The sequence below is a fragment of the Nocardia sp. NPDC046473 genome, assembly GCF_040645995.1.
Taxonomy (GTDB): domain Bacteria; phylum Actinomycetota; class Actinomycetes; order Mycobacteriales; family Mycobacteriaceae; genus Nocardia.
This window is the reverse complement of sequence record NZ_JBEYZJ010000007.1, coordinates 544,643-568,164: the sequence shown is the minus strand read 5'-3', so window position 1 is coordinate 568,164 and position 23,522 is coordinate 544,643. Positions and strand designations below refer to the sequence as shown.

Below are 23,522 nucleotides of genomic sequence, written 5' to 3'. Positions count from 1 at the left end.
CGGACCGGTTGTCGCCATTTGCATTCATGGTGAGCGGAACCCCGATGGCGGACTTTCCGGAATTGACCGGGCGTGTGTCACCTGGCGCTGTGATCGGCATCACCGTACGATTAGTTTGACGTCCTAGTATCGGGCGCCAACTGGATATCGCCGGAGGAAACCGTGGCCGACCACAGCGCGCTGCACACGCCGATCAACCCCGTTCGCTTCGTGACCTCCGCGGCCCTGTTCGACGGGCACGACGCGGCGATCAACATCATGCGGCGCATCCTGCAGGCGCAGGGCGCGGAGGTGATCCACCTCGGCCACAATCGCTCGGTCAGCGAGGTGGTCGACGCGGTACTCACCGAGGACGCGCAGGGCGTCGCGGTCAGTTCGTATCAGGGCGGGCATGTCGAGTACTTCGAATATCTCGCCGACGCGCTGAAAAAGGCCGGGGCGGACCATGTTCGGATATTCGGCGGTGGCGGCGGCGTCATCGTGGCCGAGGAAATCGCGCGGCTGGCCGAGTCCGGTGTGACCATCTTCTCCCCCGAGGACGGCCAGCGACTCGGGTTGCCGGGCATGATCAATCAACTGATTCGCGCCTGCGACGTCGACCTCGCCACCGAACCGCCGGTGCTGGAGGCGGTCCTCGCCGGTGAACGCCCCGCACTGGCCCGCGCCATCACCTGCATTCAGCAGGACGCGCTGTCCGACAGCGAACGGCAGGCGTTGACACAGGCCGCCGCCGCGCGCACGGTTCCGGTGCTCGGTATCACCGGCACCGGCGGCTCCGGAAAGTCCTCGCTCACCGACGAATTGGTGCGCAGGCTGCGGTCGGACCAGCAGGACAAGCTGCGCGTCGCGATTCTCGCGGTGGACCCGACCCGGCGCCGCGGCGGCGGTGCGCTGCTCGGCGACCGCATCCGGATGAACGCCCTCGACGGCCACCACATCTTCTTCCGCTCGCTGGCCACCAGGGGCGGGCGCGAACTGCCGAACAATATCGAGCTGATCGTGACCGCCTGCAAGGCAGCGGGTTACGACCTGGTGATCCTGGAGACGCCGGGCATCGGCCAGGGCGACGCCGCGGTCACCGACCACGTCGATGTGTCCATGTATGTGATGACACCGGAGTTCGGCGCCGCCTCCCAGCTGGAGAAGATCGACATGCTGGATTTCGCGGATGTGGTGGCGATCAACAAGTTCGAGCGCCGCGGCGCCGCCGACGCATTGCGTGATGTGTCGCGTCAGCTGATCCGCAATCGGGAGGAATTCACCGCGTCGCCGGAGGACATGCCCGTATTCGGTACGAGCGCGGCGACTTTCAACGACGACGGCGTCACCGCGCTGTATCAACACCTGGCCGGGCTGCTGTCCGAGCGTGGCCTGCGGTTGGAGCCGGGCGCGCTGCCCAGGGTGAACACCCGCGCATCAACGAGATTCGCCCAGATCATTCCGCCCGCGCGGGTGCGCTACCTGGCCGATATCGCCGAGACCGTGCGCGAATATCACGCGGTGACGGCCGCGCAAATCATTGCCGCACAACGAGTACAGCGGGTCGAGCAGGTGGCCGCCGAACTGCCCGAGGACCTGGCCGTCGCCGAGCTCGCCACGAAAGCCAAGGCCGCGCTGACCGACGAGAACGCAGCGCTGCTCGCCGAATGGCCCGCGCTGGCCGAAACCTACCGTGGTGATGAGCAGGTGGTGCGGGTACGCGACCACGAAATCCGCACGCCGCTACGCCGGGAGACGCTGTCCGGCAACTCGATCCCGCGAGTCGCGCTGCCCCGGTTCACCGACCACGGTGAGCTGCTTCGCTTTCTGCGCGCGGAGAACCTGCCCGGCCGCTTCCCGTACACCGCGGGCGTCTTCCCGTTCAAGCGGGACAACGAGGATCCGGCCAGGATGTTCGCCGGCGAAGGCGACCCGTTCCGGACCAACCGGCGCTTCAAGGTGCTCAGCGAATATGCCGACGCGAAAAGGCTGTCCACCGCGTTCGACTCGGTGACGCTCTACGGTCACGATCCCGCCGAACGCCCCGACATCTACGGGAAGGTCGGCACCTCGGGCGTTTCGATCGCCTCGCTCGACGATATGAAGGCGCTCTACGACGGTTTCGACCTGACCGCGCCGACCACCTCGGTGTCGATGACGATCAACGGCCCGGCCCCCACGATCCTCGCCTATTTCCTGAATACCGCGATAGACCAAGCGCTGGAACGTTTCTCGGCCGCCGAGGGACGGGCGCCGACCGCCAACGAGGCCGCCGATATCCGCGCGCAGACCTTGGCGACGGTGCGCGGCACGGTGCAGGCCGACATCCTCAAGGAGGACCAGGGCCAGAACACCTGCATCTTCTCCACCGAGTTCAGCCTGCGCATGATGGCCGATATCCAGGAATGGTTCGTGCGCAACAGCGTTCGCAATTTCTACTCGGTCTCGATTTCCGGCTATCACATCGCCGAGGCCGGCGCGAACCCGATCAGCCAGCTCGCCTTCACCCTGAGCAACGGATTCACCTATGTGGAGGCCTATCTCGCGCGTGGGATGAGGATCGACGACTTCGCCCCGAACCTGTCGTTCTTCTTCTCCAACGGCATGGATCCCGAATACTCGGTGATCGGCCGGGTGGCCCGGCGCATCTGGGCCGTCGCCATGCGAGATCGCTACGGCGCCAACGACCGTTCGCAGAAGTTGAAGTACCACGTGCAGACCTCCGGTCGCTCGCTGCACGCACAGGAGATGAACTTCAACGACATTCGCACCACCCTGCAGGCACTCATCGCCATCTACGACAACTGCAACAGCCTGCACACCAACGCCTACGACGAGGCGGTGACCACCCCCACCGAGGAATCGGTGCGCCGCGCGCTGGCCATCCAGCTGATCATCAACCGCGAGTGGGGCCTGGCCATGAACGAAAACCCTTTGCAGGGCAGCTTTCTCATCGACGAGCTCACCGACCTGGTGGAGGAGGCGGTGCTGGCCGAGTTCGATCGGATCAGTGAACGCGGCGGCGTGCTCGGTGCGATGGAGACCGGGTATCAGCGCGGCAAGATCCAGGACGAGTCCATCCGCTACGAGCACCGCAAGCACGACGGCTCGCTGCCCATCGTCGGCGTCAACACCTTCCGCAACCCGCACGGCGAGCCGAAGCACGACATCGAATTGGCCCGCGGCACCGAGGCGGAAAAGCAGTCCCAACTGACCCGGGTCCGCGAATTCCAGCACCGGCACCGCGATCCCGCCCACGACGCCCTCGCCCGCCTGGAGGCCGTCGCCCGCACCGACGACAACATCTTCGAGGTCCTGATGGACGCCGCCCGCGTATGCACCCTGCAGCAGATCACCGACACCTTCTTCACCGTCGGCGGCCAATACCGCCGCAACGTATGAGGTAGGCGGCTCAGAAGATTCGCACCTCGGGGACGGTCTGCATCAGCTGCGCCCACTCCGGGTATTTCGCCAGCTTCGCCTCGTGCAGCGCCATGATCTTGTCGCGCAGGTCAGGATCCGGCTCGTCCGAAACATCGGGCCCGATCGCGATTTTCGCGACATGCGGAATAATCCTCGGGTCGCCGTCGAGGTGGACCGGGTCGTGCATATATCGCTCCAGCGCGGCCAGGTCCTTGATGCCCACACAGTAGGCATGGGTCAGACCTTCGGAGGCATCGCCGAGGTTCTGACCGACCGTCGAGAACGACACGGACTCCATCGACGCCGTGCGCCGCATCGTCGCGAGCACCTCGGCCTTCTGCTCATCGGTCGTCTCGTCCCGAAAACCGAAGCGCAGCAAGTGAACAATCATGGATCCTCCTCGATTTGAACCGACTGGTTCAATCTAGAGAACTATTTAGTAGGTACACAAGAGTGAACCCGTGAGTTCATTTCCAACCGAGCGAGGGCTACCATGCAGGGATGACGGGGGCGACGACCGCGCGGGGCCGCATCGACAAGCGGCAGGCGATCCTCGACGTCGCGTTCACCGTCTTCGCCCGGCGCGGTTACGACAAGACCTGCGTCCAGGAGATCGCCGACGAGGCGGGCGTCGCGAAACCAACGGTGTACAACCACCTCACCGACAAGCAGACACTGTTCCAGCACGCCGTGCTCGCCGCGGCGGATGCCGTGGCGGCCGAGACTCTCGCGATCGCCGAGCGACTCCGCGACCCCGGCGAAGAGCTGCGGACCACGCTGACCGAGGTCGCCACCGAACTACTCGCGGCATGCGCGAGCGAACGCGCCCGCGCCCTGCGTGCGCTGACCTACGCCCAGCTCGCCGCCTTCCCCGAGCTCACCGAAGAGGTGCTCGACCGCACCTCGCGGCGGATCGCCGAGGCGATGGCGGATCGGCTTGCGCGACTGGCTCTCTCGGGCAAGCTGCGGGTCAGCGATCCGGCGCTTGCCGCCGAACAGTTCCTCGCCCTGCTCACCGGGCCGCTGGAGGCACGATCCCGGCTCGGTACCCGTGCGGTGCCGGCGACCGAATGCTGTGGCATCGCCGATGCCGCCGTCGATACCTTCCTGTCCGCGTTCGGGGCACGCTGAGCCCCGGACAGCGGTGTCCCGGTTCGAGGAATCGGGGACTGGTACGTCGAACCCGAACGAACAGGACTGCTGGCGTGTGACAATCGCCGGGTCAAGGCCATCGGCGTGTTGGGACGGCGGACATGGATCTATCGGGTATTCGGATCATCGACGCACACATCCATCAGTGGGATCCGTTCACCACACCCCGGGAATTCAGCGGGACAGCGAAGTTGCTCCGGGCGGTGCCGCTGCCGATCGATCTGGCCAAACGGCTGGCGCCGCGGCGGGATCGCGAATTCACCGGGGACCCTACGGCTTTCAGCCGTCCCTACCTGCCTGCGGACTATCGGGCCGATGCCGGGGACGAGCCGATCGACACGATCGTGCACATCGAGGTCAGCTGGGCCGGGAAGGAAGCGCTGGCCGAGGCCGATGAGACGGCCTGGGTAGCCCGATTGCCGTTCGGCGGCGACAATCCCGAGCTCGGTGCGATCCTCGGCAACGCGAATCCCGCGGCACCCGACTTCGCCGCACTGCTCGACGCGCACCTCGCCGCCGCGCCACTGCTGCGCGGTATTCGCTCGCATGTGGCGCATCATCCCGATCCGGGTGTCCGGCCCTACGCCGACCACCCGGGCGCGCTCGCCACGAAGGAGTTCTTGAACGGCTTCGGGGAGTTGGCCGAGCGTGACCTCTCGTTCGAGGCGTGGGTGTACTCACATGCCCTGCCCGATGTGACGGCACTCGCCGAGCGGTATCCGGAGGTGCCGATCGTACTCAACCACCTCGCCACTCCCGCAGGCATTTTCGGCCCGATCGGCAAGCACACCGGAACCAATCCGAGTATGCGGCGCGCGCTGTTCCTGCGCTGGCGAGACGACCTGTCCGCCCTCGCCGAACACCCGAATGTGGTCGCGAAGGTGAGCGGTCTGATGATGCCGGTCCTCGGTCATCCGGTGCCGCCGCGTGGCACAGCCACGCCGGTTCCGGTGCTGGTGGACCGCATTCACCCGCTCATCGACCATGCCCTCGACGTATTCGGGGCGGACCGCTTGATCTGGGGCTCGAATTTCCCGGTGGACAAACCGATTACCACCATCACCGGCAGCATCGAGGCGGTGGCCACCTCGGTCACCGGACACGGCGGCGGGCAGGCCGAGCTCGCGCACATCTTCCGGGATACCGCTCGGCGGGTGTATCGGATCGCCACGAAACCCGTTATCCCGCAGGGGTAATGATCTCCGGCGGCAGGTATTGGGTGGCGAGCAGCGCGCCGAGTCGGCAGGTGTGTTCGATGATGCGGTCGCCGTCGATATCCATCGCGCCGGTGCGCCATGCGGTGAGCAGTTCGATGAAGCCGCCGATGCCGACGAGAGTGCTCATCCGGAACTCGAGCTCGTCGGTGTCCGGACGCAGGTACGGCCGGGCAGTGCCGACGAGCAGGTCGGTGGCGTCGGTGAGCATCGTCTTGCGGCGCTGCTCGAGCACGGCGCTACCCGCGTGGTCGGCCAGCAGGATGCGGGCGCGCCCGTGATCGTCGGATTGCAGCCGCACCGCGCGGGTCACCGCCGCACGCAGGATCTCCAGCGGCGGCCGCGCGAGATTGTCGGTGAAGACCGCGGCCAGATCGGCCAGGACCTCACCGCAGACCGTGTCCCAGGCGACGCCGAGCAGTGCGTCGCGGTCGGCGAAGTGCTCATAGAAGTAGCGGTCGTTGAGCGCGGTGCGCTGGCAGACACCGCGCATGGTCACGGCCGCCCAGCCGTTCTCGATCCAGATATCGAGGGCGGCATCGATCAGCCGCGCGCGGCGTTCGGCGCGCCGCTCCTCGGTGGTGCGGCCGCCCCAGGTCCGGGCCGGTACGCGCAAGCTCATGGTTGACAAAGTACCCCACCACGCGCCTAATTGGTGGCATGTGCGGCCAATTACCGATTGGCGGCGCTCAGCACCGGGTCGACTCCGCCGTCCACGCCGCGGACACGGCCCACGACGCACGGGCGGTGACGCGACGAAGCGCACCGGATTCGGGAGGTGGCATGAGTAGCAACGGCATCGATCACGAGGTCATCATCGTCGGGGCGGGGTTCTCCGGCATCGGAGCCGCGATCAAGCTGCGGGAGGCCGGATTCGACGATTTCCTGATCATCGACGAGGCCGACGGCGTCGGTGGCACCTGGCACTGGAACACCTATCCCGGTATCGCCGTGGACATTCCGTCGTTCAGCTATCAGTTCTCCTTCGAACAGCGCGCCACCTGGTCCCGAACCTACGCGCCGGGCCGGGAATTGAAGGCGTACGCCGAATCGTGCGTGGACAAATACGAGCTGCGGCCGCGAATCCGATTCAACACCAACATCACCGAGGCCGAGTTCGATGAGGACGGCTGCCGCTGGCGGCTGCACACCGCCGACGGTGGCGAGCTGACCGCGCGCTTCGTCATCAGCGCGACCGGCGTGCTCACCCGGCCCAAGCTGCCCGAGATCCCGGGCGTGGCGGACTTCACCGGGGTCACCATGCACACTTCACGCTGGGACCATCAGCAGGATCTGCGCGGCAAGCGGGTCGCGATCATCGGCACGGGAGCCTCTGCGGTGCAGGTGATTCCGGAGACCGCGCCCGAGGTCGAGCAACTCGTCGTCTTCCAGCGCACGCCGATCTGGTGCCTGCCTCGACTGGATCTGCCGCTGCCCAAGCCGGTGCAGTGGGCGCTACGGATTCCGGGCGCACGGTCGCTCACTCGGCTGATCAGCCAGACGTACGTAGAGATCACCTTCCCGATCGCCGCGCACTATCACAAGAATTTGCCGACGGCCGCGCTCGGCGAGCGTGCGGGTCTCGCGCATCTGCGCAGCCAGGTGCACGATCCGGTCGTCCGCGAAAAGCTCACGCCCCGTTACGCTTTGGGCTGCAAGCGGCCCAGCTTCTCGAACGACTACCTGGCCACGTTCAACCGCGACAACGTCGTGCTGGAGACCGACCCGATCGAGCAGATCACCAGCACCGGCGTGCGCACCGCAAGCGGCACCGAATATCCGGTCGACATCCTGGTGCTGGCCACCGGCTTCAAGGTGATGGAATCCGGCAACATGCCGACCTACGACCTGCGCGGCATCGGCGGCCTGGACCTCGAGAAATGGTGGGACGAGAACCGGCTGCAAGCCTACGAGGGCGTCAGCGTGCCCGGCTTCCCGAACTTCTTCTCGATCATCGGCCCCTACGGCTACAACGGCTCGTCCTATTTCGCGCTGATCGAGAACCAGACCAGGCACATCCTGCGCTGCCTGCGGCACGCCCGCGCGGGCAACGCGACGGTGGTCGAGGTGACCCGCGAGGCGAACGACCGCTTCTTCCAGGAGATGCTCGACCGCCGCGGCGGCCAGGTGTTCTGGCAGGACAGCTGCGCCGTCTCCAACAGCTACTACTTCGACAAGCACGGCGACGTGCCGCTGCGACCGTCGACCACGGTCGAGGCGGCCTGGCGCAGTGGGCATTTCGACCTGACCGACTACCGGTTCGCGACGTCGGCGTAACGGCCGCGGAAGGTGTCGGTGCCCGTCGTTACGATCCGGCGTATGAAAGCACTCGGCACCTTCTCCGTCGTCTCGTTCGTCCCGACCGAAGTGGTCCCTGATCCGCCCATCGCCACCGCACTTCCGGTCGGGGTCGCGCGTATCGAGAAGACGTTCGACGGCGAGATCACCGGTCGCTCGGCGACGCTGTTCACCGCGGCGTTCGACCAGGCCACCGGGACCGGGACCTACGTGGCGATGGAGTCGTTCGAGGGCGCGTTGAACGGCACTGCGGGCAGCTTCAACTTCGCTCATTCGGCGACCACCTCGGGCACCGACCGCACGGCCGAATCGTTTGTCATCGTCCCCGCCAGTGGCACCGGCGACCTGGCCGGTATCACCGGCACGGGTGGTCTCAGCGTGGACGAGGACGGCAGCCACCACATCTGGTTCGACTACGAGCTCAGCTGAGGAAGGCCGCCGCCAGCTGCTCGGTGAGGGTTTGCCGGGCGGTGGCCAAGGAGGGGCCGTACCAGGTGAGGCTGCGGCCCTCGACCAGTGCCACCGGCGTGCCCGGAAAGACCTCGGGGCCATCGGTTCTGGTGAAAACGTAGGGCTCGTCGGGAAGGACGGCGAGGTCGATTCCGGTGGTCAGTTCCTGCTCGGTGAGGCGGGGATAGCGGTCTGGGCGGGCGGCGTGCACGAGGTGCAGGCCGAGGCGGGCGGCCAGGTCGCCGGTGAAGGTGTTGCGGCCGACCACCATCCACGGATTGCGCCAGATCGGGATCACCGCGTTGCGTGGTAGCGGCGGTGGGGGCGCCCAGACGGATTCGGCCTCGGTGAGCCAGGGTGGGATGTCGGCGCCGAGAGCCGAGGTGCAGAGGCGAGTCAGCGAGGCGAGCGCCTCCGCCACCGTTTCGATTTTGGTGACCCACACCGGAATTCCGGCCGCGCGCAGGCGGTCGACATCGATGCGGCGGTTCTCCTCCATGTTGCACAGCACCAGATCGGGCGCGAGTTCGACGATGCGGCGCACATGCGGGTTCTTGGTGCCGCGCACGCGTTCGACCGCGAGATCGGCCGGATGCGTGCACCAATCGGTCGCGGCGATCAGGACGTCGGGACAGGTAGCGGCGACCGCCTCGGTCAACGAGGGCACCAGCGACACCACCCGCCGCGGCGGCCGCGCGAGCGGGACGGCGGCGCCCAGATCGTCGCTGAAGGTCATCGGACCGGATGCCGGCCGCGAACTGTTGCCTGCCACGTCTACAGACTAGGCAGCGCGGGGTGCTGCCCGAATGTTCGGTGCAAGGGCAGCGGCTGGGCAACCCTCGGGCAGTTCCGGGGCGGGTTCGGTGCGCGCAAACTGAGTGAGGCATCCGGTGTCGGGAAGTCCCGGTCCCTGTGTCACCGGACCTGATCCCGCCCCGAAAAGTCCGGAGACAACCGTAAGCCCCGACGCCGGATGCTCACCAAGCTCGATCAGGCCTCGAACATGCGATACAGCGCGGTGAGATCGCGCAGCCCGGCCGCGGCGATCGGCTCTTCGGCCGAGGTCATCCGTAAGGCTTTGCGCAGCAGCAGCGGGTCGAGATCGTCCGGGGCGGGCCGGAATTCGACCTTCGGTAGGTCCGGCAGCGCGGCGTCGTTGCCGTACGGGTCGTCGGAGACGGTGGACTGCAGGTCGCGTTCGATGCCGCCGATCAGGGTGTCCAGGTCCAGGCCGCGCAGCGCGAGGATCTCGCGGGGGCGCTCGTCCAACCGTTCGGCGAGGAGGTAGCAGACCGCGGCCACATGTTTGCACGGCCAACCCGGGTCAGGACAGGTGCAGGTGAAATCCAGGTCGGCGGCGGTGGTCGGCAGCAACAGCGGACCGAGCGCGGTCGGCAACGCACCGGACGCGATCTCGGCGAGCATGCCCGGCGCGTCCCGGATCGTCTCGATGAGTAACTCGAGTTCCTCCTCCCGCAGCGGCCGCACGGTGAACACCGCGGTGAACGGACGCGGCTGACTGCCTTGCACTTCCGCGATCACCGAGCCAGGCTCGATCCGGTAGCTGACCACCTGCCCGGCCCGCGCGTAGGTGCGGCCGCGCGACATGCGCCCGGCGTCGGCCATCTGCTCGATCGCTTCGAGCAGCGCCTTGCCCCACCAGGTGCGCCCGAAACCGCCACGGCGACTGCGCGCCTCGACGCCGCCGCGCACCGGGCGGCGCTTGCCGTACTCGCTGTAGTCGATGTAAGGACTCATTCGCCGACCGCCTCCGCCCCCAGCGTGAACAGCTCGCGCAGGTCGTCGGTGCTCATCTCGGTGATCCAGTTCTCCCCCGCGCCGACGGCCAGATCGGCGAGTTGCCTTTTGCCGTTGATCATTTCGTCGATCCGCTCTTCGATGGTGTCGACGCAGACCAGCTTGCGCACCTGGACATTGCGCTGCTGCCCGATCCGGTAGGCGCGGTCGGTGGCCTGGTTCTCCACCGCCGGATTCCACCAACGATCCAGGTGCACCACATGGTTGGCGGCGGTGAGGTTGAGCCCGGTGCCACCGGCCTTGAGCGACAACAACATCAGCGGCGGGCCGTCCGGTTCCTGGAACCGGGTGACCATGCTGTCGCGGCGCTGCTTGGGCACCCCGCCGTGCAGGAACGGGATCTCCGTGCCGAAGCGTTCGACCAGGTAGGGCGCGATGAGCTCGCCGAACTCGCGGAACTGGGTGAACAGCAACGCTTTCTCGCCGTCCGCGAGCACCGCGTCGAGCACGTCCTCCACCAGCGCGAGCTTGCCGGAGCGATGGCTGCCGCGGTGCAGCACGTTGGAACCGTCGCCGAGGAAGTGCGCCGGATGGTTGCACACCTGCTTGAGCCTGGTCAGCGCGCTGAGCACGGCGCCCTTGCGGGCCATGCCTTTCGCGTCCTTGATCTTGGCCAGCATGTCGTCGACCACCGCCTGGTACAGCGCGGCCTGCTCGACGGTCAGGTTGGCGCGCACCGTCATCTCCAGCTTGTCCGGCAGATCGGTGATCACGGCGGGATCGGTCTTCACCCGGCGCAGCACGAACGGCTGGGTGATCATCCGCAGCCTGCTGATCGCGTTCTCGTCGCGTTCACGTTCGATGGGCACGGCGAAGCGGGCACGGAAGGTCTGCGGGCTGCCGAGCACCTTCGGCACCGCGAAATCCATGATCGAGCGCAGCTCCTCCAGGCGGTTCTCCACCGGAGTTCCGGTGAGCGCCAGCCGATGTCGCGCGGGCAGGCTGCGCGCGGCGCGGGACTGCCTGGTCGCGGCGTTCTTGATGTGCTGTGCCTCGTCGAGCACGATCCGGTCCCACGTTTGCCGCTTCAGTTCATCGAGGTCGCGCGCGAGCAGCGAATAGGTCGTGATCATCAGATCCGCCTCGGCGACCGCCGCGTCCAGCTCAGCACCCGAGCGCCTGCCGACCCCGTGATGCACCCACACGCGCAGGTCCGGTGCGAAACGCTCGGTCTCCCGCTGCCAGTTGCCGACCACCGACATCGGGCACACCAGCAAGGTGGGGCCATCGGAAACACCGGCCACCTCGCGCTCGTGCACCAGCAACGCGAGCACCTGAATGGTCTTGCCGAGGCCCATGTCGTCGGCCAGGATCGCGCCGAAACCCATGCGGCTCATGGTCGCCAGCCAGGCGAGGCCGCGTTCCTGATAGGGCCGCAGCTGCGCCTTCAGGCCGACCGGTGCGGTGATCGGTTCGAGCTCGCGGGTGCGATCCAGGATGTCGGCGGCCCAGCCGGTGGCGGTGACCTCGGTGACCGGCACCTGTTCGACGCGACCGCCCGCGAGTTCGCCGATCAGGTCGGCGAAGGTGATCTCGGAGGTGTCGGTGTGCGCGGCCACGTAGCGGGCGGCCGCGGCCAGCACCTTGTGGTCGGCCTGCACCCAGTCGCCGCGCAGCTGGACCAGATCGGATTTGCTGCTGACCAGCCGCGCCATCTCGGCCTTGGTCAGGATGGTGTCGCCGAGCGCGAGTTCCCAGCGGTAGGAGACGAGTCCCGGCATGCCGACGGTACTTTCGGCGGCGGGCACCGCGCTCTCCACGCGCAGCCGCATGGTCGGGGCGCTGACATTCCAGGCACGCGGCAGCAGCAGCCGCACGCCGGCGGCCTGCAGCGCGTGCGCGCCGTGCTCGACCAGATCGACCACCACCTCGGTCGGCAGCAGCAGGTCCATCGAGCGTGGATCGCTCGGCAGATCGCGCAGCCGAGGATACGCCCGCTGCGCCTCCCCCAGCTTCTCAACGGCGATCCGCAGCAGATTCGGATCAGCGTGCAGCAGAACGGGATTCGGTGCCTCGCCGTCGACCTGCAGGCAGACTTCCAGCCGCCACAGCGCCACCGATTCGTCCGCGGTGCCGAGCTCGCCGTCCGGTTCCAGCAGGCGCAGCACCAGTTCCGGTTCGTCGCCGGTCAAGGTGGCTCGCCAGTGTTCGAGCGTCTCGGCCACCCGGTAGCTGCCCGCGTCCAGGGCGATATCGCGGACCAGCGCGTCCACCAGCGGATGCGCCGAGTCCGGCGGGTCGATCAGTGCGCGGGCGATCGGATCGGTGAGTTCGGTGACCAGGTCGTCGAGCAGCACGTTCGGCCGACCCGCCACCTGCAGCGCGGCGGGCATGGCCACGGCCAGCTCGGCCAGCCAGGCGCGCTGCCGCTCGCCGCCGACCAGCCGCCAGCGCATCCACCATTGGCCGTCGGCTCTGCGCAGCTCCGGCACGATCCGACCGGCCCGCACCCAGCGCTCGACACCGTGCGCGACATGGGCGAGGAAGCGCAGATCACCCGACACCGCCTCGACCGGAAGTCGCTGCCGCAGCGCCGCGGCGGCCGCCGCCGGGGCCATCGCGTGTGCGCGGACCTGCTCGGTCGCCGTGCCGTCCGGGCCGATGACCAGCACGTCTGCCCGGTGCCGGAATTTGGACGCGGTCAATACGCTGCCCAACGGGTCGGGCAGCGGTACGGCAGCCGGCGGGGTGGGTGGATACAGCGTGGAAAGGGGTGAGTCGTGCCAGAGCAGCAACCCGGATCCCGGCGACCACAGACCGTGCAGCATCAACCCATCCAAGCAGGTGGGTCCGACAGCGCTGCGGGCACGGCGATCGCACTGTGCTGGATTTCTGGGCCTGGGCGGAACATACTTGAATATCCGCTGGTCAACGGAGGCAATCATGACGATTCTGCTCCAAGTTCTCGAGCAGAGCTTCACGCCGACGACGCCGTGGGAACGGCGCAAATTCACCTTCATCAACGCCGAGAAGATCGTCGGTATGCGGCTCGACGGTCAGTCCGGCGTGTGGCTGGACCTGTCCCGCCCCGGTGAATCACAGCGCCTGGCCAGAACCCTCGACTCACACGACGCTATCGCCTTCCTGCTCGCCACCTTCGCCAAGCTCGCCGAGTGCGAGGAGCGCGGCGGCTCGTGGCTGATCGGGCACGACGGCGCGAACGCCGAGTCGATTTCGGCCACCCGGTTCCCACCGAAGGCAAGCGAGGTCGTCGATGACGACCTGCTCGCGCGGGCCTGGTTGTGAGGGTTGTGTCGCTGCACTGCCGATAACTGCTCGTGCTTCAAGTTCAACGAATGTCGGTCCCTCCGGGTACATCTGGTGCCATGGACATTCGGCGTTGGCTTGTCGGCGCGCTCGTCGCGCTGTCCGCCGTCGGGTGCGGCCAGCTCGGCGTTGCTCCGGTATCGCCCGCGCCGGGAAGCCCGACCAGGGCCGAATTGGCGAGCCTGCTCGCCGGTGTGCGCGTGGTGCCGGATCGGCCGCATCCCGGCGGTTACGACCGAGGATGCAAGCCGGGACAGGGCTGCGTGTTCGGGCCGGCCTGGACCGACGACAATGACGGGCCCGGCGGGCACGACGGCTGCGATACCCGCAACAACGTGCTGGCCAGGCAACTCGTCGAGGTGAGCTTCCGGCCGGGGACGCGCGACTGCGTGGTCGTCGGCGGCACGTTGAACGACCCGTATACCGGCAAGCAGACCCCCTTCAAAAAGGCCGACGCCTACGCCATCCAGATCGACCACGTCTACCCGCTGGCCGCCGCCTGGGACCTGGGCGCGGCCGCCTGGCCACTCGAACGCCGCATCCACTTCGCCAACGACCTCGACTTCAACCTGCTCGCCGCTGACGGCCGCACCAACGAGGCCAAGGGCGACAAGACCCCCGCCGAATGGCTACCGCCCGCCCGCGCGAACCACTGCTTCTACGCGGACAAGTACCTCACGGTTGCCGCGCAATACGAGTTGCCGCTGACTGCGGCAGACAGCGCGGCATTGCAAGGGGTCGCGCGCACTTGCCCTTGAAGTATCGAGCGCGCGCGGCCAGGCGCGTGGCGACAACATCTCGCAACCGGCAGTCCGCGCGGGATCATTCCTGTGTGCACCCCACGACGGGCGGCGATCAGCTCCGGGTCCGCGATGGGCTGCTTCGGGTCGTTCGACCACCGCGACCAGAACGTCCGCTATCGGTGCTGCGATGAGCTCCCGGTCGCGACCGGCCGCTTCGGGTCGTTCGACCACTGGGACCAGGAACCCGGGTACAACGCCGCGTCGATACCGACGACGGCGAGGGCCGCAACCTGGTGGGCCGCGGTAACGCCGGAGCCGCAGTAGACCGCGACCGGTTCCGCGGTGAAGCCGGCGAACCGGTCGCGTAATTCGGCCGGGGCGCGGAAACGTCCGTTGGCGTCCAGGTTTTCGGCGGTGGGGGCACTGATCGCGCCGGGGATGTGGCCCGCGCGCGGATCGATCGGCTCGATCTCGCCGCGGTAGCGTTCGCCGGCGCGGGCGTCGAGCAGCACGCCGCGCCAGCGGGCGGCCGCGTCGGCGTCGATGACCTGCAGGTGGCCGGGGCTCAGTGCGACGTCGCCTGGTTCCGGATCGGGCTCGGTGCCGGTGGCGAGTTCGCCGCCCGCGTTTGTCCAGCCGGGCAGTCCGCCGTCGAGGATGCGCACGTCGGCGATGCCGGCCCAGCGCAGCAGCCACCAGGCGCGGGCGGCCGCCATGCCGCCGGTCGCGTCGTAGACGACCACCGAATCACCATTGCGGATGCCCCAGCTGCGGGCGCACTTCTCCAGCTGTGCGATGTCCGGCAGCGGGTGCCTGCCGCGCGCGGGCGACGGCGGCGCGGCCAGCTCGGTCTCCATGTCGACGAACACCGCGCCTGGGATGTGGCCGTCCAGATAGTGTTGCGGCCCGTCCGGGTCACCCAGCGCCCATCGGACGTCCAGCAGGCGAACCTGCTTGTCCGACAACGCTTCCCGAAGCTCCACCGGCGAGATCAGTACCGCGCTCAACCCAGCTCCTAGTCCAGTAATCGCACCTTCGCGCACCGAATACCCACCAGACTACGCATCTGAACAGGGCAATGTGGCTGCACCCCAGCGCTACTCGCCGGTAAGGGCAATCGGCGCATCGCGGACCGGCGGGTGCCTGTCACCGTATGCCGCACTGGTCGCACGGTTCGGCAATTCGGTCCAGTTTCGGCCGACTGGCCCGTGACGGACCAGTCCAGTTGCGGGCAGGATCGCCACAATGTCGAACGTTTCCCCGCCCACCGCGGCGCCTCCCGAGCTGGTCAACGGGCCGGATGCCACCGTTGCCGCCAAGGTCGGCCTCGCGCAACCATTGGGCGCGGGCGTTGTCACCGCGCTGGTCGGTTTCACCAGCGCGTTCGCCGTGGTGCTCAGCGGACTCACCGCGGTCGGCGCGAACGCGGCGCAGGCGGCCTCGGGGCTGCTCGCGGTGTGCGTGACGCAGGCGCTCGGCATGCTGTTGCTCAGCTACCGGTATCGGATGCCGATCACGCTGGCCTGGTCGACGCCCGGCGCCGCGCTGCTGGCGAGCACCGGCGCGGTGGTCGGCGGCTGGCCGGCCGCGGTCGGCGCGTTCGCGATCGCCGGGGTGTTGATCGTGATCACCGGCCTGTGGCAGCGGCTCGGCAACCTGGTCGCCGCGATTCCGGTGGAGATCGCGCAGGCCATGCTGGCCGGCGTGCTGCTGCCGCTGTGCCTGGCGCCGGTGAAGGCGGTCCAGTCCAGTCCGGCGGTGGTGATTCCGGTGGTCCTGGTGTGGCTGGTGCTGCAGCGGGTGGCCAAGCGCTGGGCGGTGATCGCGGCCTTCGGCACGGCGGCGGTCGGCTCGGGGATCAGTATCGCCGTGCAGCACCGGCGCCTCGACTTCGCCGCGATGGTGCCGTCGGTGGAACTGACAGTGCCGCACTGGAATTGGCAGGCGATCATCGGCGTCGCGATACCGCTCTACATCGTCACCATGGCGTCGCAGAACATTCCGGGCACCGCGGTCATGAAATCCTTCGGCTACCAAGTGCCGTGGCGGGCGGCGATGACGGTCACCGGCATCGGCACCATCCTCGGCGCTCCCGCAGGCGGCCACGCCATCAACCTCGCCGCGATCAGCGCCGCCCTCTCGGCGGCTCCCTCGGCCCACCCCGACCCGAAGAAGCGCTGGATCGCCACCTTCACCTCCGGCATCGGCTACCTGGTGCTCGCCCTCGGCTCGGCGGCCCTGGTCACCTTCATCGCCACCGCCCCCAGAGGCATCCTGGAAACCGTTGCGGGCCTTGCTCTTCTGGCCACACTGGCGGCGGCGTTGACCGGTGCGCTCAGCTCCGAGAAGCACCGCGAAGCAGGCATCGTCACCTTCCTGATCGCCGCATCAGGTGTCGGTTTTCTCGGCATCGGCGCCGCCTTCTGGGCCCTCATCGCGGGGCTGGTAGTCCGCAAGGTACTGACACACCGCGATTGACCGGCGCGGCCGCTCACCAGGCCACGAATACTCGCGGTCAGGCCGGCGCGGGGTGCGGAGTTGCCGTGTCGCGGTGTTCTTTTGGTTCGGCGGCGACCGGCTGCTCCGCCGTTTTCGGAGTGGCGCCGCCTCGGGCAAGCGCGCTCAGTCTGGTGTGGTTGAAGAGCAGGTTGAGGGTGAAAGCTGTTGTCGCGCCCAGGGTTATCCCGCTGTTGAGCAGGATCTGCGCCGAGGACGGGAAGTGGACGAACATGTCCTTCGCCATCACCGGCAGCAGGCCGACGCCGACGGCGGTGGCGACGATGGTGGCGTTGACCCGGTCGCCGAGGTCCGCTTTGCGCAGGGTGTCGACGCCGACGACGGCGATCGTGGCGAACAGCACCAGCCCGACGCCGCCGACCACCGGCGCCGGGACCGCCGCGACGATCGCGCCGAACCGAGGCACCACCCCGAGCAGCACCAGGATGACGCCGCTGGTCGCGGTGACGTAGCGGCTGAAGACCTGGGTGGCGGCGACGGCGCCGACGTTCTGGTTGAAGATCGTGTCGATGAACGCGGTGAACATCCCGCCGAGCACGCCGGAGAGCCCGTCACCGACCAGTCCACGCGCCAAATCGCCCTTGCCGATGGGCTTTCCGGTGATCTCGCTGATCGCCAGCATGCTCGCCGTCGACTCGGCGAACACCACCGCCATCACCACGCTCATCGCGACCACCCCGGTGATCGGGAACTCCGGCGCGCCGAAGTGGAACGGCTTGGGCAGGCCGACCCAGTCGGTCCCGGCGATGCCGTCGGTGTCGATCAGACCCATCGGGATCGCGACGACAATGCCGACCACCAGTCCGATCAGCACGCCGAGCTGAGCGACCATGCCGCGACCGACACAGAGGAATCCGACGGCGATCAGGAAGACCACCCCGGCGAGCGCGATATGGGACGGCGCGGCGAAGGTGGGCGCTTTCGGGTCGGTGCCGATGATCAGCCCGCCCGCCACTCCGATCAGCGAGACGCCGACCACGGTGAGCACGGTCCCGGTGACCAGCGGCGGAAAGAAACGAACCAGGCGGGCGAACGGCCAGGCCAGCGCGACGCCGACGACACCGCCGATCATCATCGACCCGTAGACCGCGGGCAGCCCGTACTCCTTCGCGATCATGATCATCGGATCGAGTCCGATGAAGGTGGCCCCGCAGATGATCGGCAGCCGCGCACCCGCGAGCTTGGCCACCCCCAGGCTCTGCACCAGCGTGATCACCCCGGCGATCAGCAGGTCCGCGCTGATCAGCAGGGCGATGGTGGCCCGATCGAGGCCCGCGGCCGCGCCGAACACCAGTGGCACCGTGATGCACCCGGTGTACATGATCAGCACGTGCTGGATGCCGAAGGTGAGCTGCCGCCCGAAGGGCAACCGGGTATCGACTGAATGCGCTGTCACTACCATGCCTACAGAACTAGTCGGTCTTCTTTACATCGAGCGCCCGCAATGTTTCCCCCGCGTGACATCACACCTCTATATCTCCTGCACTCAGCCTTGCAGGGCGGCCTGGAAGCGGCGCATGCCGTCGAGCCAGCGGTCATAGTCCGTGCCCTTGTAGCGGTACATCTTCAGTACCTCCGGATGCGGCAGGATCAGGAAGTGCTCGGCTTCGACACCGGCGGCAACGACCTCGGCCACCTGGTCCGGGGACAGCACCGCGCCCGCCGTCTTCACGGCCTTCACCGCGAGTTCGGCCTCGGCGGCGTGCTCCGGCGGGACCAGGCCGGTATGCAGCAGTTGGGTGTCCACCCCCATCGGGCAGAGACAACTCACTCGAATGCCCTTGTCCCCGTATGTAACCGACAGCCACTCGGCGAATCCGACGGCGGCATGCTTGGAGACCGCGTAGGGCGCGGACCCGAGCTGGGTGAGCAGGCCCGCCGCCGACGCGGTCGACACGAAATAGCCCGACCCGCGTGCCAGCCAATCAGGCACCAGCAGCCGTGCCGCGCGAACGTGGGCGAGCACATTGACGTCCAGCGCCGCCGCCCACTGCGCATCGGTGCTGTCGAGCCCGGCGCCGCCACCGATGCCCGCATTCGCGAAATACAGGTCCACCGGCCCGAATTCGGCCTCGGCGCGATCGATCAGTACGCGGATCACCCGCTCGTCCGAGACATCGCCGCCGACCCCGACCGCGGCGGCACCCAGAGATTCGGCGACGCGGTTCGCTCCGTCGGCGTCGAGGTCGGCCAGCACCACCCGCGCACCGTCGGCAACCAGCCTGCGGGCCAACGCCGCTCCGATGCCCGCGCCGGCCCCCGTGACGATCGCAACCTTGCCCGAAATCTCCATTCCCGCACCCTAGTGGGGCCGCACGGGCCTGCCGCTATGAATTCGACAACCGATCTATCGGGTTCGAGGTCAAGAGATTTCGCGGGCAAATATCGGTCAGTTACCGCGCGACAGTCGATTCAGCAGCGGCGCGGTGCGCGGGCCGACCAGTTCGCGCATCACCAGCGCCATGTTGGTGCGCTCGACGCCGGGAATCTTCAGTATCTGCCCGGCAATTCGATATAGGTCGTCGGCGTCCCTGGCGACCACGCGGACCGTCAGATCGGTGAGTCCGGTCATGCCGCACACCTCGGTCACCTCCGGCACCTCGGCGAGTTCGTCTACGACAGAATCCAATTGGTGCTGGTCGACGACCACCGCAACGAACGCGGCCAGCGGATAGCCGAGCGCGCGCGGCTGCACCCGGCGCTCGAAACTGCCGAGCACGCCGCCCGCCTCCCAGCGCGACAGCCGAGCCTGCACGGTGTTGCGGGACAGCCCGAGCCGGGCGGCCAGCTCCACGCCGGTGGCTCTCGGATTGGCGACCAGTTCCAGCAAGAGCCTGGCGTCGGTGGCGTCCAATGTCACGTCGACGGTTTCTCTGGTCATGCGACGCAGTATGACATTAGGCCCGGGGTCAGAATTGAGCATTCTGCACATTCGCGTGTCTATCACTTGCGCAGATCGCATTATCGTGGATGCTGTGAGGTAGAGCACACCGGAATGGTGAGGAGGCGGCTACCGATGCCAGACAAGGTCGAGTATCCGGTTCAATTGGTCCAGCCCGACGGTCGCCGTGTCCTCGATCGAGAGCACGCCGCGCTGGTCGCCGACGTCGGGCCCGAGCAGCTACGCGCCCTCTACGAGGACATGGTCGTCACCCGGCGGATCGACACCGAGGCGACCGCCCTGCAACGACAGGGCCAACTCGGGCTATGGGCCCCGCTACTGGGGCAGGAGGCCACCCAGGTCGGTTCCGCGCACGCCCTACATCCGGATGACTACGTGTTCTGCAGCTATCGCGAGGCAGCCGTCGCGTACTGCCGCGGGGTACATCCCACCGAGATCACCCGGCTGTGGCGTGGTGTCGCACACTCCTGCTGGGACCCGAACGCGGTCAACATGACCAACCCGAACATCATCGTCGGCTCGCAGGGCCTGCACGCGACCGGCTACGCCTACGCCGCGCACCTGGACGGCGCCGAGATCGCGACCATCGCCTACTTCGGCGACGGCGCGAGCAGTCAGGGCGATATCGCCGAGGCGCTCGGCTTCGCGGCGAGTTGGAGCGCGCCGGTGGTGTTCCTGTGCCAGAACAATCACTGGGCGATCAGCGAACCGGTCCGGGTGCAGAGCCAGACTCCGATCGTGCGCAGGGCCTACGGCTACGGCATCCCCGGCGTGCAGGTCGACGGCAACGACGCGCTCGCGGTACTCGCCGTGACGCGGCAGGCGGTGGCGCGCGCCCGCTCCGGCGGCGGACCGTCGTTCATCGAGGCGCTCACCTACCGGATGGGCCCGCACACCACCGCCGACGATCCCACCCGCTACCGCTCGTCCGCGGAGACCGAGGAGTGGGCCCGCCGCGACCCGATCGACCGGCTGCGCCGGCTGCTGGAACGGGAATCGCTGTCCGACTATGCCTTCGAGCGTCAGGTCGCCGAGCACGCCGACGAGGTCGCCCGCCAGGTGCGCACCTCCACCATCGAGATGCCGAACCCCGAACCGATGGAATTGTTCGACCACGTCTACACCACCCCGCACGCGCTCATCACCGAAGAGCGACGGGAGTACGCGGAATACCTGGCTGGCGATCCCAGCGAGGCGGCCGCGCGACCGGAAGGAGTCCCTTCATGATCACCACTTTCGCCGCAGCGCTGAACACCGGACTGCGCCGCGCGCTGGAGGACGACCCCAAGGTCATTCTCATGGGCGAGGACATCGGTCGCCTCGGCGGCGTCTTCCGGGTCACCGACACGCTGCAGAAGGACTTCGGCAACAACCGCGTCATCGACACCCCGCTCGCCGAATCCGGCATCGTGGGAACGGCTTTCGGCATGGCGCTGCGCGGATACCGGCCGGTGTGTGAGATCCAGTTCGACGGATTCGTCTATCCCGCCTTCGATCAGATCGTTTCGCACGTGGCCAAAATCCATTACCGGACGCAGGGAAAGGTGAACGCGCCCATCACGATTCGCATTCCGTTCGGCGGCGGGATCGGCTCGGTGGAACACCATTCCGAATCGCCGGAAGCCTATTTCGCGCACACCGCCGGGCTGCGCGTGATGACGCCGAGCAATCCCGCCGACGCGTATCTGATGATCCGCCAGGCGATCGCGCTGGACGATCCGGTGATCTTCTTCGAACCCAAGCGGCGCTACTGGGACAAGGCCGATCTCGACTTCCTCGCACTCGACCGCGACGGTGGGCTGCCGCTCGACCGGGCCAGGGTATGCACCGTCGGCGCCGACGCCACCGTGGTCGCCTATGGCGGCACCGTGGCCACCGCGCTGTCAGCCGCGAAAATCGCGGCAGAAGAAGGGCATTCGCTCGAGGTGATCGATCTGCGCAGTCTCTCGCCGATCGACTTCGACACCATCGAGGAGTCGGTCGCCAAGACCGGCAGGCTGATCGTCACCCACGAGGCGCCCGTGTTCGCCGGTCTCGGCGCGGAAATCGCCGCGCGAATCACCGAACGCTGCTTCTACCACCTGGAGGCGCCGGTGCTGCGCGTCGGCGGATTCGACATCCCCTATCCCCCCGCTAAGCTCGAAAAGTTCCACCTGCCCGACCCCGACCGCATCCTGGCCGCGGTCGATCGAACACTCGCCGCCTGACGCCGGTCCGCCGTAGTGAGAGGTGCCAACGTGGAAGAACGTGCCGAGCCGGAGCGGGGCAACGTCCTGGAATTCCGGCTCCCCGACCTGGGTGAGGGGCTGGCCGACGCCGAGTTGGTGTCCTGGTCGGTCAGCGTCGGCGATGCGGTGGAACTGAATCAGACGATCGCCGAGGTCGAGACGGCGAAGGCGGTGGTGGCGTTGCCGTCGCCGTTCGCCGGGCAGGTGGTGGAGTTGCTCGCGCAGCCCGGAGAGACGGTGCTGGTCGGGGCGCCGTTGATTCGGGTGCAGAGCGATGAGGCGCCGACCGGGCAGGAGAGTGCGACGAACGGTGCCGAGGTGTCGAGCGATGCGCCCGGTGCGGGGCGCACCGCGGTGTTGGTCGGTTACGGGCCGGAGGGTGAAGCGGTGTCGCGGCGACGCAGGCCCGTTGCCGCCACATCTGTTGCTACGGAAGCGGATTCGGGGCCCGCTGCGGGATCGGACGCCGGTGCGGAGCAGACTGAAGCATCTGCTGCGCAAGCGATTTCACCTGTCATCGCGATTCCCGAAGAGGAAGCCGCAGGACCCTTCTCACGCAACACCAGACCACCACTGACCACCACAAGAGCGGCCGCCACACCCGCCGCCCGCAGGCTCGCCCGTGAGCTGGGCATCGATCTGTGGTTCGTCGCGGGCTCCGGTCCGGACGGCGCGGTCACCGTCGAGGACGTGCGCGGCGCGGTCCCGGTCTCACAACCGCGCACCCTGGCCGGTCAACCGCAGGCCACGCAGGCGGCGACCGCCCCGGCCGTCGCCGATCCCGACGGCGGCGTGATCCGCCCACCCGCCCGCGAGGTTCGCACACCCATCAGCGGCATCCGCAAACGCACCGCGGCCGCCATGCTGGCCAGTGCCCGCACCATCCCGCAGGCGAGCACCTTCGTCACCCTCGATTGCACCGCGTCGATGGAGCTGCTCGACCACCTGCGCAGCACCAAATCCTTTGCCGGACTGACCCTTACCCCGCTCGCACTGGTGGCGCGATCAGTGCTTGCGGCACTGGCCGAATTCCCGGAGATCAACGTCTGCTGGGACGAGGCGAATCAGGAGATCGTCACCAAGCATTACGTCAACCTCGGCGTAGCCGTGGCCACCGACCGCGGCCTGCTGGTGCCGAACATCAAGGAGGCGCAGACCCTGAACCTGCGCGACCTGACCCGAGAGATCGGCTGGCTGGCCGAGACCGCGCGCTCCGGCGGCGCCAGCCCCACCGACCTGCGCGGCGGCACCTTCACCATCACCAACGTCGGCGTCTTCGGCGTCGACACCGGCGTACCGCTGGTGAACCCCGGCGAGGCGGCCATCCTGTGCCTCGGCTCGATCCGCAAGCGCCCGTGGGTCTTCCGCGACGAACTCGCCATCCGCTGGGTCACCACCCTCGGCATCAGCTTCGACCACCGCATGATCGACGGCGAACTCGCCTCCCGCTTCCTCGCCACCACCGCAAGCCTCCTCGAAGACCCGCTAACCCTGCTCAGCCGAATCTAGGCCCGCTACCCACACAGCCGCC

Annotated in this window: 20 protein-coding genes; 11 read left to right on the top strand and 9 right to left on the bottom strand. The window is 67.8% G+C overall.

Going from position 1 to position 23,522, the window contains the following annotated elements:
* The first annotated feature begins 162 nt into the window (after positions 1–162).
* The gene (icmF, locus tag ABZ942_RS27385) at positions 163–3,381 is read left to right on the top strand and encodes a fused isobutyryl-CoA mutase/GTPase IcmF (protein ID WP_357386726.1); all 3,219 of its coding nucleotides are present in this window, start codon (positions 163–165) and stop codon (positions 3,379–3,381) included.
* Between the two features lie 10 nt (positions 3,382–3,391).
* Here the strand turns inward: icmF and ABZ942_RS27380 are convergent, their stop codons facing one another.
* Entirely contained in the window at positions 3,392–3,793 is a 402-nt protein-coding gene (locus tag ABZ942_RS27380) for a Dabb family protein (RefSeq protein ID WP_357386724.1), read from the bottom strand.
* Between the two features lie 110 nt (positions 3,794–3,903).
* Here ABZ942_RS27380 and ABZ942_RS27375 point away from each other — a divergent pair, with 110 nt between their 5' ends.
* Positions 3,904–4,533 carry a TetR/AcrR family transcriptional regulator gene (locus tag ABZ942_RS27375; protein ID WP_357386722.1) on the top strand — a complete coding sequence of 210 codons (630 nt, stop codon included), beginning with the start codon at positions 3,904–3,906 and terminating at the stop codon, positions 4,531–4,533.
* 122 nt (positions 4,534–4,655) lie between these two features.
* Positions 4,656–5,750: an amidohydrolase family protein gene (locus ABZ942_RS27370; protein WP_357386720.1), complete on the top strand. Its 1,095-nt coding sequence runs from the start codon at positions 4,656–4,658 to the stop codon at positions 5,748–5,750.
* Here ABZ942_RS27370 and ABZ942_RS27365 read toward each other — a convergent pair.
* Positions 5,734–6,390: a TetR/AcrR family transcriptional regulator gene (locus tag ABZ942_RS27365; RefSeq protein WP_357386718.1), complete on the bottom strand. Its 657-nt coding sequence runs from the start codon at positions 6,388–6,390 to the stop codon at positions 5,734–5,736. The two genes, ABZ942_RS27370 and ABZ942_RS27365, sit on opposite strands and share 17 nt — an antisense overlap.
* Positions 6,391–6,551: 161 nt before the next feature.
* Between ABZ942_RS27365 and ABZ942_RS27360 the strand changes: the two genes are divergently transcribed.
* Together ABZ942_RS27360 and ABZ942_RS27355 are read left to right on the top strand one after the other, a co-directional pair.
* Positions 6,552–8,045: an NAD(P)/FAD-dependent oxidoreductase gene (locus tag ABZ942_RS27360; protein ID WP_357386716.1), complete on the top strand. Its 1,494-nt coding sequence runs from the start codon at positions 6,552–6,554 to the stop codon at positions 8,043–8,045.
* 42 nt (positions 8,046–8,087) lie between these two features.
* Positions 8,088–8,495, top strand: coding sequence for a DUF3224 domain-containing protein (locus ABZ942_RS27355; protein ID WP_357386714.1), 408 nt, complete (start codon positions 8,088–8,090; stop codon positions 8,493–8,495).
* Here ABZ942_RS27355 and ABZ942_RS27350 read toward each other — a convergent pair.
* The 3 genes from ABZ942_RS27350 to ABZ942_RS27340 all read right to left on the bottom strand — a co-directional run bounded on the left by ABZ942_RS27350 (position 8,488) and on the right by ABZ942_RS27340 (position 13,102).
* A complete protein-coding gene (locus ABZ942_RS27350) occupies positions 8,488–9,288 on the bottom strand; it encodes a helical backbone metal receptor (protein ID WP_357386712.1) in 801 nt (266 codons plus the stop codon). The genes ABZ942_RS27355 and ABZ942_RS27350 overlap by 8 nt on opposite strands.
* A 218-nt stretch (positions 9,289–9,506) precedes the next feature.
* Positions 9,507–10,274, bottom strand: coding sequence for an SWIM zinc finger family protein (locus tag ABZ942_RS27345; RefSeq protein ID WP_357386710.1), 768 nt, complete (start codon positions 10,272–10,274; stop codon positions 9,507–9,509).
* Positions 10,271–13,102, bottom strand: a complete 2,832-nt coding sequence (locus ABZ942_RS27340; RefSeq protein WP_357386708.1) for a DEAD/DEAH box helicase — start codon at positions 13,100–13,102, stop codon at positions 10,271–10,273. Before ABZ942_RS27340 ends, ABZ942_RS27345 begins: the two co-directional genes overlap by 4 nt.
* Before the next feature lie 115 nt (positions 13,103–13,217).
* Between ABZ942_RS27340 and ABZ942_RS27335 the strand changes: the two genes are divergently transcribed.
* Positions 13,218–13,580 (top strand): hypothetical protein, encoded by a 363-nt coding sequence (locus ABZ942_RS27335; protein ID WP_357386706.1) that lies wholly within the window; start codon positions 13,218–13,220, stop codon positions 13,578–13,580.
* An 80-nt stretch (positions 13,581–13,660) separates the two neighbouring features.
* Entirely contained in the window at positions 13,661–14,359 is a 699-nt protein-coding gene (locus tag ABZ942_RS27330; RefSeq protein ID WP_357386705.1) for an HNH endonuclease family protein, read from the top strand.
* A gap of 158 nt (positions 14,360–14,517) precedes the next feature.
* Here the strand turns inward: ABZ942_RS27330 and ABZ942_RS27325 are convergent, their stop codons facing one another.
* The gene (locus tag ABZ942_RS27325) at positions 14,518–15,339 is read right to left on the bottom strand and encodes a sulfurtransferase (RefSeq protein WP_357386868.1); all 822 of its coding nucleotides are present in this window, start codon (positions 15,337–15,339) and stop codon (positions 14,518–14,520) included.
* 250 nt (positions 15,340–15,589) lie between these two features.
* On the opposite strand from ABZ942_RS27325, the gene ABZ942_RS27320 reads away from it, so the two are divergent.
* The gene (locus tag ABZ942_RS27320) at positions 15,590–16,822 is read left to right on the top strand and encodes a benzoate/H(+) symporter BenE family transporter (protein WP_357386703.1); all 1,233 of its coding nucleotides are present in this window, start codon (positions 15,590–15,592) and stop codon (positions 16,820–16,822) included.
* Positions 16,823–16,859: 37 nt separating this feature from the next.
* On the opposite strand, the gene ABZ942_RS27315 is transcribed toward ABZ942_RS27320, so the two are convergent.
* The 3 genes from ABZ942_RS27315 to ABZ942_RS27305 form a co-directional block, all read right to left on the bottom strand.
* Complete coding sequence (locus ABZ942_RS27315; RefSeq protein ID WP_357386701.1) at positions 16,860–18,257, bottom strand: nucleobase:cation symporter-2 family protein; 1,398 nt, start codon at positions 18,255–18,257, stop codon at positions 16,860–16,862.
* A 90-nt stretch (positions 18,258–18,347) separates the two neighbouring features.
* A complete protein-coding gene (locus tag ABZ942_RS27310) occupies positions 18,348–19,154 on the bottom strand; it encodes an SDR family oxidoreductase (RefSeq protein WP_357386698.1) in 807 nt (268 codons plus the stop codon).
* 96 nt (positions 19,155–19,250) lie between these two features.
* Positions 19,251–19,742 (bottom strand): Lrp/AsnC family transcriptional regulator, encoded by a 492-nt coding sequence (locus tag ABZ942_RS27305; protein WP_357386696.1) that lies wholly within the window; start codon positions 19,740–19,742, stop codon positions 19,251–19,253.
* A gap of 135 nt (positions 19,743–19,877) precedes the next feature.
* Here ABZ942_RS27305 and pdhA point away from each other — a divergent pair, with 135 nt between their 5' ends.
* The 3 genes from pdhA to ABZ942_RS27290 are packed head-to-tail and all read left to right on the top strand — an operon-like array spanning position 19,878 to position 23,500.
* Positions 19,878–20,990 (top strand): pyruvate dehydrogenase (acetyl-transferring) E1 component subunit alpha, encoded by a 1,113-nt coding sequence (gene pdhA / locus ABZ942_RS27300; protein ID WP_357386694.1) that lies wholly within the window; start codon positions 19,878–19,880, stop codon positions 20,988–20,990.
* Positions 20,987–21,970, top strand: a complete 984-nt coding sequence (locus tag ABZ942_RS27295; protein WP_357386692.1) for an alpha-ketoacid dehydrogenase subunit beta — start codon at positions 20,987–20,989, stop codon at positions 21,968–21,970. The genes pdhA and ABZ942_RS27295 overlap by 4 nt, the downstream gene beginning before the upstream one ends.
* Before the next feature lie 30 nt (positions 21,971–22,000).
* Positions 22,001–23,500 (top strand): dihydrolipoamide acetyltransferase family protein, encoded by a 1,500-nt coding sequence (locus ABZ942_RS27290; protein WP_357386690.1) that lies wholly within the window; start codon positions 22,001–22,003, stop codon positions 23,498–23,500.
* Positions 23,501–23,522 lie beyond the last annotated feature (22 nt).